This window comes from Aristaeella lactis (assembly GCF_018118585.1).
GTDB lineage: Bacteria > Bacillota > Clostridia > Christensenellales > Aristaeellaceae > Aristaeella > Aristaeella lactis.
Genome location: NZ_CP069421.1, coordinates 1,715,716 through 1,729,778 on the forward strand (window position 1 = coordinate 1,715,716; position 14,063 = coordinate 1,729,778).

The 14,063-nt window shown below is 52.5% G+C and carries 14 protein-coding genes; 1 reads left to right on the forward strand and 13 read right to left on the reverse strand.

What is annotated here, in order from left to right; all coding sequences use genetic code 11:
- Nucleotides 1–151 precede the first annotated feature (151 nt).
- The 10 genes from ftsH to JYE50_RS07895 form a co-directional block, all read right to left on the reverse strand.
- Nucleotides 152–1,984 (reverse strand): ATP-dependent zinc metalloprotease FtsH, encoded by a 1,833-nt coding sequence (ftsH, locus tag JYE50_RS07850; RefSeq protein ID WP_084095001.1) that lies wholly within the window; start codon nt 1,982–1,984, stop codon nt 152–154.
- A 165-nt stretch (nt 1,985–2,149) separates the two neighbouring features.
- On the reverse strand, nt 2,150–2,611 hold the full coding sequence (locus JYE50_RS07855; RefSeq protein ID WP_084095002.1) for an Hsp20/alpha crystallin family protein: 462 nt from the start codon (nt 2,609–2,611) through the stop codon (nt 2,150–2,152).
- Between the two features lie 925 nt (nt 2,612–3,536).
- Complete coding sequence (locus JYE50_RS07860) at nt 3,537–4,886, reverse strand: MATE family efflux transporter (RefSeq protein WP_084095004.1); 1,350 nt, start codon at nt 4,884–4,886, stop codon at nt 3,537–3,539.
- Nucleotides 4,887–5,041: 155 nt separating this feature from the next.
- Nucleotides 5,042–6,196, reverse strand: coding sequence for a tyrosine-protein phosphatase (locus tag JYE50_RS07865; protein ID WP_283399185.1), 1,155 nt, complete (start codon nt 6,194–6,196; stop codon nt 5,042–5,044).
- A gap of 29 nt (nt 6,197–6,225) precedes the next feature.
- Nucleotides 6,226–6,387, reverse strand: a complete 162-nt coding sequence (locus JYE50_RS07870; RefSeq protein WP_179138243.1) for a hypothetical protein — start codon at nt 6,385–6,387, stop codon at nt 6,226–6,228.
- A 17-nt stretch (nt 6,388–6,404) separates the two neighbouring features.
- On the reverse strand, nt 6,405–6,701 hold the full coding sequence (locus tag JYE50_RS07875) for a YciI family protein (protein ID WP_084095006.1): 297 nt from the start codon (nt 6,699–6,701) through the stop codon (nt 6,405–6,407).
- Between the two features lie 143 nt (nt 6,702–6,844).
- Nucleotides 6,845–7,381, reverse strand: coding sequence for a GNAT family N-acetyltransferase (locus JYE50_RS07880; protein WP_179138244.1), 537 nt, complete (start codon nt 7,379–7,381; stop codon nt 6,845–6,847).
- A gap of 233 nt (nt 7,382–7,614) precedes the next feature.
- Nucleotides 7,615–8,382: an SGNH/GDSL hydrolase family protein gene (locus tag JYE50_RS07885; protein WP_084095008.1), complete on the reverse strand. Its 768-nt coding sequence runs from the start codon at nt 8,380–8,382 to the stop codon at nt 7,615–7,617.
- Nucleotides 8,383–8,400: 18 nt separating this feature from the next.
- Nucleotides 8,401–9,177, reverse strand: a complete 777-nt coding sequence (locus JYE50_RS07890; protein ID WP_084095009.1) for an alpha/beta hydrolase — start codon at nt 9,175–9,177, stop codon at nt 8,401–8,403.
- Nucleotides 9,178–9,479: 302 nt separating this feature from the next.
- A complete protein-coding gene (locus tag JYE50_RS07895) occupies nt 9,480–11,516 on the reverse strand; it encodes an FAD-binding protein (RefSeq protein ID WP_084095010.1) in 2,037 nt (678 codons plus the stop codon).
- 146 nt (nt 11,517–11,662) lie between these two features.
- Here JYE50_RS07895 and JYE50_RS07900 point away from each other — a divergent pair, with 146 nt between their 5' ends.
- Entirely contained in the window at nt 11,663–12,541 is an 879-nt protein-coding gene (locus JYE50_RS07900; RefSeq protein ID WP_084095011.1) for a LysR family transcriptional regulator, read from the forward strand.
- A gap of 47 nt (nt 12,542–12,588) precedes the next feature.
- Here JYE50_RS07900 and tatC read toward each other — a convergent pair whose 3' ends face one another.
- Genes tatC through tatB form a run of 3 tightly spaced genes read right to left on the reverse strand, consistent with a single transcriptional unit; the run spans nt 12,589 to nt 13,980 of the window.
- Nucleotides 12,589–13,368, reverse strand: a complete 780-nt coding sequence (tatC, locus tag JYE50_RS07905) for a twin-arginine translocase subunit TatC (protein ID WP_084095012.1) — start codon at nt 13,366–13,368, stop codon at nt 12,589–12,591.
- Nucleotides 13,369–13,386: 18 nt separating this feature from the next.
- Complete coding sequence (locus JYE50_RS07910; protein ID WP_084095013.1) at nt 13,387–13,590, reverse strand: twin-arginine translocase TatA/TatE family subunit; 204 nt, start codon at nt 13,588–13,590, stop codon at nt 13,387–13,389.
- Nucleotides 13,591–13,623: 33 nt separating this feature from the next.
- Nucleotides 13,624–13,980, reverse strand: a complete 357-nt coding sequence (gene tatB / locus JYE50_RS07915) for a Sec-independent protein translocase protein TatB (protein WP_084095014.1) — start codon at nt 13,978–13,980, stop codon at nt 13,624–13,626.
- Nucleotides 13,981–14,063: the final 83 nt, after the last annotated feature.

Below are 14,063 nucleotides of genomic sequence, written 5' to 3' on the forward strand. Positions count from 1 at the left end.
GGAAAATCTCGTTGTATTGTCAAGATCTGCAAAAACCATCAGAATTGACTAACCGTTTGCTTTCAGGTTGCCGCGCACTGCCGTACATCGTCATGCACAAACTTCAGGAGTTTTTTATTTTCATCAATAGCGTTCAGTTCCGTCGATCTGTTTATGGCTTTTGATCCTCAGCCTTCAGGATGCTCATAAACTCTTCACCGGTAATGGTTTCTTTGTTTAGAAGATATGCCGCCAGTTCATGGAGTTTATCTTCGTGTTCCCGCAGAATACTGTCTGCTTTCTTCCGGGCTTCTTCTACCAATGCGACTACCTGTTCATCAATCTTTTCCGCAAAAGCAGGACTGCATGTCAGGGATGTGTCCTGACCCAGATACTGACTGTTCTGTGTTTCCAGTGCCACCATACCAAAACTGCCCATGCCATAGCGGGTAATCATCCCGCGTGCCAGCCGGGTGGCCTTTTCAATATCATTGCTTGCGCCCGTGGTGATGGAGTGGAAAACCAGCTGCTCAGCCGCTTGCCCGCCTGTCAGGGTAACAATCTTATTATACAGTTCTTCGCGGGACATCAGATAATGCTCGTCTTCATCCACCTGCATAGTATATCCAAGAGCACCGGATGTCCTGGGGATAATCGTGATCTTTGTCACAGGTGCAGAATCGGTCTGCAGAGCTGCCACCAATGCGTGACCGATTTCGTGATAGGAAACTATTTTCTTTTCACTCTCAGACATAACTGCATTTTTACGCTGATAACCGGCGATAACCGTTTCCACACTTTCCATCAGGTCGTCCTGTGTTACAGTATCGCGGCCCAGCCGCACCGCACGCAGAGCTGCCTCATTGATGATATTGGCCAGTTCCGCACCGCTTGCACCGCTTGTTGCCCTGGCGACAGCTTTCAGGTCAATGTTATCGGCCATTCTGATCCCCTTGCTGTGCACACGCAGAATCGCTTCACGGCCGCCGACATCGGGCAGTTCAACCGGAATCCTTCTGTCAAAACGACCTGGGCGCAGAAGAGCTGGATCCAGGGATTCAGGCCGGTTAGTTGCTGCCAGTATGACCACACCCTTTTTTCCGTCAAAGCCATCCATTTCTGTCAGCAACTGATTCAGAGTCTGTTCACGCTCATCATTGCCGCCGATGCCGGCTCCGGTATCACGTTTTTTCCCGATTGTATCAATTTCATCAATAAAAACGATACAGGGTGCCTTTTCGTTCGCCTGTTTGAACAGGTCCCTGACTTTTGCTGCACCCATGCCAACAAACATCTCCACAAATTCGCTGCCGGAAATGGAAAAGAAAGGAACCTCGGCCTCGCCGGCCACAGCTTTCGCCAGCAAAGTTTTACCTGTTCCAGGCGGTCCGACAAGCAACGCGCCTTTAGGCAGTTTAGCGCCAATGGAGGCATATTTACCCGGGTGCTCCAGAAAATCAACAATCTCTTTCAGTGCTTCCTTGGCTTCTTCCTCACCGGCTACATCTTCGAAAGTTACACCCGTTGATTCTGAAGCAACAATCTTCGCACCGGATTTACCGAAGCTCAGTGCATTCATCCCGCCCATCATCCGCTTTGATAATATCCGGCCCAATGCCCAGAACAGTGCGATCGGGATTATCCAGCTGATGATAAAGCTGATCAGCAGATTGTTCTGCGTTGGAATTTGTGCGGAAAACGAAACTCTGGCATCCTCCAGCCGTTGACGCAGACTGTTATCCGGGAAAACCGCTGTCTTATAGATGCCGTCCTGTCCGTCTTTGCCTTTGGCGATGAAAATCAATTGTTCTCCGTTTTCATCCATGGATACTTCTGATACCTGTTTTGAATCCACCATTTTCAGAAAATCGCTGTAACCGACTTCCTGAACCTGGCGCTGCAAAAGCATCGGAAAAACGAACGCATTCAGCAGCATAATCACGATGACTGCAACAGCCATGTAGAAAATGAGCGGCTTTTTATTCTGACTGGGATCATTGATCATAAGGCCATCTCCTTCTTAGGGGTATCTTATATCCTGAACATAAAGGGCAAGTGAAAAACGGAAGAATAACAGGAAAAAGCTACAGAAAAGGCAGAGGGCCCCGACTCACGATTGAGCCGGAGCCCTCTGATTTTCTATACATGGGCCGATTGGCGGGTATGTCAGTTAACCTTCGATCAGGATCTGCTTCTTCTCATTAACCTTCTGCTGTTCCTTCTTCGGAATCGTCAGACTCAGCACACCGTTTTCATACTTCGCCTTGATGTCCTCCTCGGTCACAGTTTCACCGACATAGAAGCTGCGCTGCATTGTGCCGGTGTACCGCTCCTGGCGCAGGACTTTACCTTTCTTGTTCTCCTGCTTCTTTTCCAGTGCTTTCTCTGTCGCTATTGTCAGATAACCATTTTCCAGATTCAGCTTGATTTCTTCTTTCTTGAATCCGGGCAGATCCACATCGACTTCGTATCCTTCATCCGTTTCCTTTACATCCGTCTTCATCATGTGCTGTGCATTTCTGCCGTACAGAACATGCTCAGGACGGGTAAATCCATGGAAGAAGTCCCGGTCAAAGTCATCAAAGACATCCATCAGGTTCTCACCGAATACGCTGGGAAGATAAGTACTCATAATAACAACCTCCATTCATGGCCTTCATCGCCGGGCTTCTCACCCGTCATGCCGGGTCGCAATCTGGCCTTTATGCAGGTCGTGCACTTTGTGGTCTCCGGCCACCCCGTTCTTCCGAACGCTGATTATATTATATTCAAAGATCAAAGATAGTCAAACTTAAGATTGGCCTATTTACTCCGTTATCCGGCGACTGTATGCTTTTTGTCCCTCTTAGTCTGTTTTCCTGAGAATTTCTGGATAATTCATTGTATTTCTAAAGATTTTCATTTGCGGATTTTTTTGTCTCCAAAATCAATGCTCTGAATTTTCTGCATAGATATATCCAGGATTTTTGAGTATTTAACTGTCAGTTGAAAGACAAATCCTTTTTTAATATCCAGAAGCATGAATCCTTGATTCTTCTCCTCGATCAGCAAAAAAGATTTGCTACCAAAAAGCGCTGAACCCTTGTATTTTCATTGAATTTCTGATTGATCGGCACTTTCATTGACTACTCCTCCTCCATAGAATCGTAGTAGTAATCACTCTGTTGCCGAACAAAGTCAACTATAAACCTTATCCGGCTGGCACTGATCAATCTGCTAAGCCGATAAAGCCGGAACATATTCGCTTGATCAATAATATGATTTACTACTGAAAAAGCGCCGAACCCTTGTTTTTCAAAAGGCCAGCGTTTTTTCATATAGCGTTGATTTTCATATTTTCGGCAAAATTTCACCAGTAGTAAAACAGTAGTAGTAATTTCAATTCTGACCGGCACGATTTGCCGCGATAAGTGCGTGTCCGGGCGTGTCCTGTCAGCCCCTTAGTCACTTTTGCCGTGGCAGATAAACAAAATCCTGGTCAATGTCTCAAAAGCTCCTTGTTTCTATGATAAGTATAATCCTGATTTCCTTAAGCAATCCCCTTGTTCCGTTTTCCCTTATTCTGTCAGCATTTTTCTGGTTTTTACCATATACACAGTCATCAGGAAAATGGTCATGATCACCCAGGTGACCGGCTCTGTCACGCAGACGCCGGTAAATCCCAGCGACGGGATCAGCCACAAAGCAAAGACGATCTTCATCAGCAGTTCAATGACGCTGGAGAAAACCGGTGCTGTTTTCTGTCCCATGCTTTGCATGCTGACCCGCATTGCCAGCAGCACGCCCAGCACCGGGAAGAAGGGAAAATGGATCCTCAGGCTCATCACCGCGTTGTCCAGGACCTCCCCGTTGTGCGTTCCGGTCGTAAACAGAATGATGGCACGTCCGAATAGGTATACGATCAGGCAGGAAAACAGTCCCCAGGCGATCTGTATTCCCATGATGCTTTTCAGCGTATCCCGGATTCTCTGCTTCTGCTTCGCGCCCCAGTTCTGTCCCACAAAGGTCCCGGCAGCGTTCATCATGCTGCTCATGGGCTGCATCAGGATATTGATGATCCGCCGGGCTGCGGTATGCGCCGCGATATACGTCTCTCCGAGCACATTTGCCGCTCCCTGGAATACCACAGAACCAATGTCCACCAGGCTGTACATAAATCCCATAGCCCCGCCGGTGGCGAGCATCTCTTTTGTCAGTCCTTTTTCCAGCCGGAAATCCTCCCTCGCCGGCATCATATCGCGGTAATTGCGATATACATAAATGCCGGTCAGGATTCCGGAGACCGCCTGGGCCGTAACGGTAGCCAGCGCCGCTCCGCCCACGCCCATATGGAATACCGCCACAAAGAGCAGATCCAGCGCGACGTTCAGCAGACTGGAAAAGATCAGGAAGTACAGGGGTGTTTTGCTGTTCCCGAATGCCCGCAGAATCCCGGCAAACATACTGTAGCAGATTGTCGCTGCCATACCTCCGAAAATGATCACCATATAGCTGTATGCCTGGTCAAAGATGCTTTCAGGTGTGTTCATCAGCCGCATCAGGGTAGGCAGGAGGGTCAGTGCCAGGATGGTCAGGACAGCTGTAATGATCCCGTCCAGCACCATCATATGGCCAATGGATCTGCGGATCTTCTCCTTCTCATGGCCTCCGAAGGCCTGCGTCACAATCAGCGCAAATCCGCTGTTCAGTCCCCAGGCCAGGTTAATGATCAGTCCGTAGAGGGAAGAGGTCGCGCCGATTGCGGCGATTGCCTGATCCCCCAGGCAGTATCCGGCCACCATGGTATCCACCATGGAATAGATCTGCTGGAAGATATTTCCGATAAAAAGAGGAATCGCGAAAGCCAGGATCTTCCTGACCGCGTTTCCCTGTGTCATATCCAGAACGGTTCCTTTTCTGTTCGGCATGATTCTCAATTCCCTTTATGAATAATGCTTAGGGCGCATTTTTTATTCATCCCTAATGATCTGGCTCTTGGTATCTGAATTAGCATACCATAGAACATACCCCCGGGCAACAAAAAACCGGCTGACTGTTGTCAGCCGGTAATCTGTCTTTCCTGTTATTCACCCAGTGCCGTTTGTACCGCGGAGATTTCTTCCTGTGTCAGTCCTATGCTCAGCAGGTACTTTTCCGCGCAGGCCTGCAGGTCTGCTCCCTCAATGGTCTCCAGTCCGAAGGACGTCGCCAGGGACTTCATAATGTTGCTCCCGGCAATGATATCATACTGTTCCGTGCCGAGCTCGACGCCATAATAGTTATGATAGGTGATCATGTAGTCAGCCACCACTTCATCGGCGGTTGCGCCCATCAGGCATTCCAGGATGGCGGAGGTGAAGCCGGCCCTGTCCTTTCCTTCGTTGCAGTGGATCAGATAGGGTGCTTCACCCGTAGCGATGAAACGCAGGCCTTTCGCCAGGCCCTCCCTGAATGAATCAGCGCTGAAGTCAACGCCAAGGTTCAGGGCAATGATCTGCTGTTTGGCATAATAGCTGTCATTGAAACCCTCATAAAGGCGCATGGTTTCTTCATTGTCAGCAAGATTGATGAAGGTCTTTACGCCCGCCTCCGCGGCAGCGGCATCCGCATACGTGTTCCGGCCGATCTCAGGATTGACCGGGGAGGAGGAACGATACAGTTTTCCGTCCGCGATTCGTCCCGCCCTGATCATGCGGAAATTAGCAAATTCAGCGTCTGTCAGTCCGGGATAGTCTTCCCTTTTCTCGCTCCGTACCAGCTGGCGGATTGTCCACTGGTCATAATATCCGCCCTTTTCCTTCATCCCGATGGTCACAGCAACAGGTGTCTGCACGCCCTCGTTATATTCCCACAGGAAGCCGGGAGCTTCCTCCGTTGTCTGCTTTACGGCAATACCCGCCGTGGTGGCCAGGTCGCCCATGTTGATCGCCAGGATGACATAGTCCTCCTTCGGTTCCTCCTTGACCACAACCCTGCAGATCATTTCTCCCTGGTCAACATCCGCGAAATTGCTGCCTACAGGCATTTCATACACCTGTCCGTTGATCGTCACATCCACAATATCGCCATAGGAAAAACCTTCCGCCATCAGGTCTGTTCCGCTGACGGAGAGGACCAGGTTGCCATACTTCTGGATATCAGCCACCGTGATTCCGGACATCTGTGCCGCGGTATCCTCCGCGATTACGGAAACTGCCATTGTGAGGCAGAGGATTACAGTTAAAAGAAGCGAAAGCATTTTTTTCACGGGATAACCTCCTTTTTCTTTCATATCAGCAGTTCCCCGCCCGTCCTCTTCGCAAAAACAGGAAGGTCTTTTTCATCCATACCGTCTATGGCCTTATAGTCACATTGTTGCTCCGCTGCGAAGATTTCAAAGCGTGTCCGGAGAATCTCACCGGGTTCCCCCTGGTCAGCTCCCCGAACCATTTTGCCTTCCAGGTTTTTTATTTTACCGTTTTTTCTCCCAGAACCAGAACCACGTTCATCGGTTCCACTTCTATTTTCTCCCAGACGCCCTCGGTCACATACGGTTCAGCCGCAAGATAGGCATCCAGAGCAGCCCTGTCTTCAAATTCCATGACCAGTGCGGAACCCTTCATCCTGCCCTCTTCATCCAGCAGTCCCCCGGCACAGATGATCTGTTTTCCGAGGGCCTTCATGCCCTCCAGATGCCGCGGCCTGACGGCCATCCTTTTCTCCAGCATATTTTTTCCGTCATAGGCTTTGACAATAAACTGCATGATTCCATCCTCCTTATATTCAGGCATCCCCTTTTCTTTTCAGGCTTATGCCTTCCTTTTGATTCCCATCCGTTTCTGTTTTTCTTTTCCTGCTCAAGAATACCATATCCGGTACTCCCGGGCAATCAAAAAACAGGCTGCTTTCACAGCCCGTTCCGTGTATTCCTGTATTCATAAATCAGTTTGTCATATGTCTGCTGCCCGATGGTCAGTCCGTCCTTCTCGGTGCGGATCAGATGCATTCCCGCCTTCTCCAGCACTTTGCGCGATCCGGCATTCTCCGCGGCACACCAGGCCGTCACACAGCCAATCCCCTCGTTTTCCGTCAGATAGGTCAGCACGGCCTTCAGTGCCTCAGTGGCATAGCCTCTTCCCCTGCACGCCCTGACGATGCTGAACCCGACCTCAATCCGGTCATCCTGATAGTCATAGGCTCCGATCGTTCCATACAGCACATCTTCCGAGTCAATCGCCCAGCCATAGAAATGCCTGTCACGGTAACTATCCATAAACCCGCGCACCGTCTCCTCCGCCATTTCGGGAGATGCATAAGGATTCCAGCCGGAATACTGATATGCCGTCGGATCTGTCCCAAACTCCTCATACAGCGTTGCTGCGTCATGGAGACTGTATCTCCGCAGGATCAGCCGTTTTGTCCGGAGCTCCGCTGTTCCGTGCACTTCCGCTTCCTCAATGGAATCAATCTGCGATTCATAGAGGAGAATATCTCCGATCCTGATTCCTGCCTCTTCTTCGCCATACTCATGCAGGCTGTATTCTGCCGGAAAATATACAGCGATTCCTGTATATGTTTCTCCGTCACCCTGACGTGTTTTTCCTCATATTCCGCCAGTTCCATAATCCGCTCCGTTATCTTACAGATTCCATTGTGCATCAGCCTGCATCCGTGGTTTTACGGCATATGCCTGCCGGTTTTCTCACAGATTTTTTCCGCAAACAGACCGGCCAGGATTTCGCATCCTTCGTCTGTCGGATGCAGTCCGTCATAGGTCATCCAGGCCGCCTCCGGCGGATAGGGATAGGGATCCTCCCCGGGCGAAAACGGGACGCCTGTATAATCCGGAAAAACCAGATCTTCTGTCCGGTCTCCTCGTCGGACGCGCTTGAACCGGACCGCGTTTTCCGGCGTAAAGCCGGAAAGATCGTGACAGTTAACCGTTGCGATCCCCTCAAGCTCGCAGCATTTAAGAATTCCTGCCGATACTTCAGACAGTTTCTGTCCATGCTCCGGCGCATAGCTTCCCTGCGCGTTGTTTTCCGGATCCCACAGGTATACGAAATCCGTGCGTTCCACCGGGTTGCCCACAATGATACAGGCCTCGGGAGATGCTTTCCGGATATGATCCAGCAGGATTCCCAGGTTGCCCAGAATCGTCCCGGCTGTTCTGCTGCTGAAATCAGCTTCCGAGCCCAGGGGCATCCCCCAGTGCCAGTCATTGGTTCCCAGCAGGACTGTATAGAGATCTGCTTCCGGAATCGGCTGGGCAATCCAGTCCTGGAATGTGGATCCGTTAATCCCGATATTATTCAGTTTCAGTTCCGGAATCTTCTCCCCGATCCTGGAAAGATATCCCTTTTTCACCCTGTATCCTGTTTCATCCAGGTGATCATTCAGGTACGTGAAGGAATCCCCGATAGCACACCAGCGCATTTCTTTCATTTCTGCCTCCGTGCGGTATCATATCGCCCGCAGCCAGCGGGCAGCCATTTCGATCCATTCCCGGCACTCAGCCCGGATACTCTCCGCTCCTGCCGGATAAACCTGGTCGCTGGACAGGGACAGGCCGTGTTCTCCCTGCTGCCAGATGTGCAGTTCAAAAGCAATGCCCTTTCTGCAGAGCGCCTCCGCCAGCAAAAGGCTGTTCTCAACAGGAACGCAGCCGTCCTCCCGGGTATGCCAAAGGAATACCGGCGGGGTATCCTCCCGCACAAACTTTTCCAGCGACACTTCGTCCTTCAGGTTCTCATATTCATCTCCCAGGAGGTTTTCGATGGATTCCCGGTGGGAATATTCCCCGGAAGTAATGACCGGATAGGAAAGGATCATGGCGTCCGGCCTGCAGGTCTTTCCCTGCGGCATCTGATGCCATTTCAAACCGATATGCGCCGCCGCATGTCCGCCGGCGGAAAAGCCCATAACCGCGATCCTGTGCGGATCGCACAGCCACTCTCCCGCATGTGCCCGGGCATAGGCCACAGCCTCCGCCGCCTCCTCCAGTGCCTTCGGATAGCGCACCGGTGCCACAGAATAGCGGACTACCGCCGCCTGGATCCCCAGGGACAGCAGGCGCAGGGCCACCGGCTCCGCTTCCCGGTCGCTGCGCCAGGCATAGGCGCCGCCGGGAAAAATCAGCGCAAGCGGCCTTCTTCTTTCCGGTTCCACCGCCCGGTTGTCCGCCAGATAGATTTCCAGTTCTGCTCCCGTTCCGGGAAGGGTAATGACCTCATGCCGCATATTGCTTCTCGCCCTCCGTCCGAAGACTTTCAACCATGTTGATTTCATTCCGGTACTGTGCCCGGGAAAGCTGTATAAAACTTACAACCAGATTGTTTTATAGCATATCACACAGCACAGCTGCGGGCAATAAAAACCGGCCGGATTATTTTCCGGCCGGATTCTTGTTCTCCTGATCAGTACTGATAGGAATTCATCCGGGTATAGGCAGTCTGGGCAATCTCCAGGAAGCACAAAACAGTATGGGGTTCCGCTTTCGCGGAACCCCATACGCTGGAAATATGAAGAAGACTCTGAATGTCTTATTCAACGGCCTTGGACAGAGCGTCGTTGACAGCTTCCTTGTAGCCGTTCATGGAAACGGTCACACCGGAAACCACATCGATGTCCAGGCTCTGCTTTTCAACGGTCTGCGCGGCATACTGCGGCAGCGCAACACCGCCGAGGCCTTCAGTTTCAGCATGCTCAAGGATTTCGACGTTTTCGATCTTACCGTCCTTGATGATGACCTTCACCTTGATCTTGCCGTTGATGCCGTTGCCTTCGCCTTCGTATTCGCCGTCCTTGAAGGTACCGGTGACGTTCTCGGAAGCGGCAGCGATGGCGCTGGCGGGACGGGTTGTGCCGGGCGCGTAGATCTCACCGACGAAGGTGGTCACAGGAGTGTCTTCGCTCTTGAACTCGCCCTTGGCGCGCTTGGCAGCGTTGGTACCGGAGATGCGGCCGAAGACCATGGTCTCGCCCAGGTTGCCAGAGCCGTTGTACATATCGCAGAAGATGGAGCCCATCTCACCAGCTTCGAAGAGGCCTTCGATCGGCAGTCCGTCGGTGTTGATAACCTGACTGAACTTGTTCTTGCGGGGACCGCCCTGGGTGTTGAAGTAGGTCGGGCCGATCTTGGTGGCATAGAAGGGACCCTTCTTGACAGGCACCATGGTGTTGAAGGGACGGCCGTAGTCGGCATCCTCACCGGCGTCATAGCGCTTGTTGTAAGCGTTGACCGCGGCGACGAAGCGCTCGGTGCTGAAGTCGGGAGCGTCCTTGCCGCCTTCGGAATTGCGGATCGCTTCTGCCAGGTCTTCCAGGGTTTCGCCCATCAGGACTTCACCGGTCTTCAGTTCGTCCACATATCCGTCAGAGAAGGCGCTGACCAGCTTCTTACCGGCAGCCAGCTGATCGGAATCCTGCACCAGGTAAGCAGGCAGGGGCATGGGAGTGGAGATCCAGCGGCCGCCGATGTAGATACGGCCGTGGCGGGTAGCACCGGATTCATCCATGAACCGGTCGCCGCCGAGGCCGACGTAGATACCGCTGGTGGCGTTGGGGCCGCTGAACAGGCTCACAGCGTCCAGGTGAGGCCGCTTGTGGGTCCAGGTAAAGCCGGCGGAGTTGGACATATGCCACAGGTCGGCACCTGCGCCCAGGGCCATCTTGATCCCGTCACCGTCGTTATACAGGCCGCCCTGCTGATGTACATAGGGCATCTGCAGATAGCTGGAAACCATTTCCTGGTTGTGTTCGAAACCGCCGCAGGCGAGAACCACGCCGCCGTTGACCTTGATCTTCAGGTCGGAACCTTCCTTGTTGATGATCACACCGATTACAGCGCCTTCAGCATCGGTAATCAGCTTCTTGCCGGGAGCGGAGAACCACACGTCGATGGGACGGGCTTTCACAGCTTCCTGGCACAGATTGTAATAGCCGCGGTCGAAGCGGGAACCGGTAGCGGTCAGGCACAGGCAGTGTTTGCTGGCGGGGATTTCCGGGAACTCAGCCCAGTTGTAATACCAGTAGTCGGTCCGGCCCAGCTTGTAGGGGTCGGTCAGGTTGCCGTCGCTGCCGTCAGCCAGTTTCCAGTCCTTGTTCATGGCTTCCATGCCGGCGGAGGGATGGTCGGTGGGAGAAATGATCGCGGGATCACCGCCCATGGGGCCGGTCATCCAGGCATAGTTCTCAACGCAGCCTTCGCAGTAAGCGCGGACAGCGTCCGGATCCCAGTTCTGGAATTTGCCCATCAGGGTGGTCAGGTATTCATACAGTCCGTCAGCATCGTCGGTGGACATAACGAACTGGCCGGAAACCGCAGTGTTTCCGCCTTCAGCGCCTTCGGGGGCTTTTTCAGCCAGCAGCACCTTGGCTCCCTGTTCGTAAGCGGCAACAGCCGCGTTGGCGCCGGCGCCGCCGAAGCCCAGCACGACTACGTCATACTCAGCGTCCCATGCAATCTCATCTTCAGCCTTTGCCTGCCGGAGGTTCAGGCCGGCGCTGGCAACCGTCAGTCCAGCGGCACCGATGGCGGCACCCTTCAGGAATGAACGGCGGGAAATATTTTTTTCCACAACAAAAGACTCCTTCCTATTCAGCCACTAACTGGCTTTTTAATGTACTTGTATCTTAATACTATTTTTCTTGCATTTGAAGAAGATTTCTTGTATAAATGTGAAAAGGAAAAACTTTTCACCCGAAAGAGATTCGGAGAGGCACTATGAACACAAAGAACCTGGACACCTTCATCACCGTCACAAAATACAACAGCATCAACGCCGCCGCAGACGCCCTGTTTATTTCCTCCCCTGCTCTGCAGCAGCAGATCAACCGTCTGGAAGCCGATGTCGGCTTCAAACTTTTTGAGCGCAGCGCTTCCGGAATCCGCCTGACGGCGGCAGGTCAAACCTTTCTGGACGGGATCATCCGGCTCCGGTCTGATGTGGAGTCGCTGCTGACCCGCTGCCGGGAGACAGCATCCCTCAGCAGCTGTCTGCGCGTCGGGGCCATTCTGGGCCTGCAGCCCGACCTTTTTCCCCGGGTCAGCGGTCCCTTTTTCCAGAAATATCCCGAGATCGTCCAGAAGCCGGTTATGGAAAGTGAAGATCAGCTTTTCATAGACCTGGACCGCGGCGCCCTGGATGTGATTGAATACTTTGACTGTCCCCGGGCTCATGCATCCGGCCGGAATTTTGAACCCCTGTTCTGGGAAGGCCGTGACGTCCTCATGTCCCCCGGCCATCCCCTGGCTTCCAGGAAAAAACTGACCCTGGAGGATCTCAGCGGGCAGCATATCATCGTGTACCGTTTTGACCGCCTTCCCGGTCTCCGGGAATACGTGGAACAGAACTACCCGGACATCGAGATCAGCGAAGACCCCCGTGTCATGGACTCCTACACCCTGATCCGTTCCTTTGAGGACGGTCATATCGGCCTGGTTCCGCCCCACGTCGGTTCACAGTTTCTTCCCCTCAGGACCGTCCCGCTGGAAATGGACATGAAATGGCCGGTTGGTTTTGTATACCGGGAACCCCGTTCCGCCGTCCTGAATCAGTTTATAGAGGTCTCCAAAGAGGTTTTCAGCCAGATCATCAAATGAAAAACTGACCGTCCTGATAAAACGGACGGTCAGTTTTATGTTTTGTTTTATTCTCTTTCCCTTTTTCTGGTCAGCCTGCAGGCCTGGATCCCGATCTCATAAAGCAGGATCATCGGCAGGCCCAGTGCCAGCTGGGAAACCACATCCGGCGGAGTCAGGATGGCAGCGAATACGAAAATGCCAAGGATCACAAACTTCCGTTTGGAAGCCAGCATTTTGTAATCGGTCCAGCCGACACGGGTAGTGAGATAAAGCGCCACAGGCAGCTGGAATGCCAGTCCGAAAGGAACAATAAACCCAAACAGGAAGCTGACATATTTGTCGATGGACAGCATCGGTGTCGCCAGGTTGTCACCCGCGACCAGGAAAAAGTCCACCGCCAGCATGTACACAGCCAGATAGCAGAACACCACGCCCAGCAGGAACAGCATCAGGGCGATCAGGAACAGTACACGGAACGCTTTCTTTTCCTTCGGGAAAAGGGCGGGCTTGATAAAGCTCCAGATCTGCCAGATGATCACCGGCGAAGCCAGAATGATGGCGGCGATGATGGCCACCTTGAATTTGGTGACCAGCGCTTCGGACATGGCGGTATAAATGATCTGGATCCCCCGGTCCGCAATAGGACCGATGATCCAGGCCATCAGCTTCTCAATCGCCAGGTAGAACACCAGGAAGAAAGCAATGACCACCGCCAAAGCGGACACGATCAGCACATGCCGCAGCGCCTGCAGGTGAACCAGCAGCGGTGCGCCCTGCAGCTGCGCTTCTTCCTGTTCGTTCTGTCCCTGATCAGGCTGAAGCTCTTGTTGATTCTTTTTTCTCATACGATCAGGACAGCCTTATTATTTCTTCGCCTTGGTGGTTTTCTGAGCAGGCTTTTCCTCTTCCCCGTCCTCTTCGGACTTGTCGTCATCTTCCTTCACTTCATGCTTGAAGTCCTTGATGCTCTTTCCCAGGGCTTTACCGACACCGGCCAGTTTGCCGCCGCCGAACAGTACCAGTGCAAGCACCACAATCAGGATGATTTCCGTAGTTCCCAGACGCATAGATGTATCCTCCTTATGCCTGACGCTGCAGGCTTATTTTTTCATGGTCTCTTTTTCAATCTCTCTGGTCTCCGCCTGAATCTCTTTCCCTGTCTGATGGAGTTCGTCCTTTACGCTGTTCAGGCTCTTGTTCAGGTCAGCTGTGGCTCCTTTCAGTTCAGACGTAACATCCAGGTCTTTTTTCAGGTCTGTCACGGATGCCTTTGTATCCTTGAGTTCCTTTTCCAGGTCATCCCATCCGGTTTCCTGTTTGACCTCGCGGATCAGCTGTTTCAGTTTTTTGACCATCCGGCCCAGCCAGCGGGCCACCTTCGGCAGGTCCTTCGGGCCGACAACCAGAAAGGCTATGAGCAGCACAACGATCAGTTCCGAAAACCCGATATTGAACATGCTGTCTCACCCCTTCCGTGAACTGTTTTCTGATTATATGCTGTTTGTCCGGTTTTTTCAAGACTTCTCCGGATACCCTTTTT

Bases quoted from the DNA above. Each gene is read 5' to 3' on its own strand.
- JYE50_RS07855 (WP_084095002.1), bottom strand. From the start codon at position 2,611: ATGAGTACTTATCTTCCCAGCGTATTCGGTGAGAACCTGATGGATGTC.
- JYE50_RS07870 (WP_179138243.1), bottom strand. From the start codon at position 6,387: ATGGTTCGGGGAGCTGACCAGGGGGAACCCGGTGAGATTCTCCGGACA.
- tatB (WP_084095014.1), bottom strand. From the start codon at position 13,980: ATGTTCAATATCGGGTTTTCGGAACTGATCGTTGTGCTGCTCATAGCC.
- JYE50_RS07900 (WP_084095011.1), top strand. From the start codon at position 11,663: ATGAACACAAAGAACCTGGACACCTTCATCACCGTCACAAAATACAAC.
- JYE50_RS07875 (WP_084095006.1), bottom strand. From the start codon at position 6,701: ATGCAGTTTATTGTCAAAGCCTATGACGGAAAAAATATGCTGGAGAAA.
- JYE50_RS07860 (WP_084095004.1), bottom strand. From the start codon at position 4,886: ATGCCGAACAGAAAAGGAACCGTTCTGGATATGACACAGGGAAACGCG.
- JYE50_RS07865 (WP_283399185.1), bottom strand. From the start codon at position 6,196: ATGCTTTCGCTTCTTTTAACTGTAATCCTCTGCCTCACAATGGCAGTT.
- JYE50_RS07885 (WP_084095008.1), bottom strand. From the start codon at position 8,382: ATGAAAGAAATGCGCTGGTGTGCTATCGGGGATTCCTTCACGTACCTG.
- JYE50_RS07890 (WP_084095009.1), bottom strand. From the start codon at position 9,177: ATGCGGCATGAGGTCATTACCCTTCCCGGAACGGGAGCAGAACTGGAA.
- ftsH (WP_084095001.1), bottom strand. From the start codon at position 1,984: ATGATCAATGATCCCAGTCAGAATAAAAAGCCGCTCATTTTCTACATG.
- JYE50_RS07910 (WP_084095013.1), bottom strand. From the start codon at position 13,590: ATGCGTCTGGGAACTACGGAAATCATCCTGATTGTGGTGCTTGCACTG.
- tatC (WP_084095012.1), bottom strand. From the start codon at position 13,368: ATGAGAAAAAAGAATCAACAAGAGCTTCAGCCTGATCAGGGACAGAAC.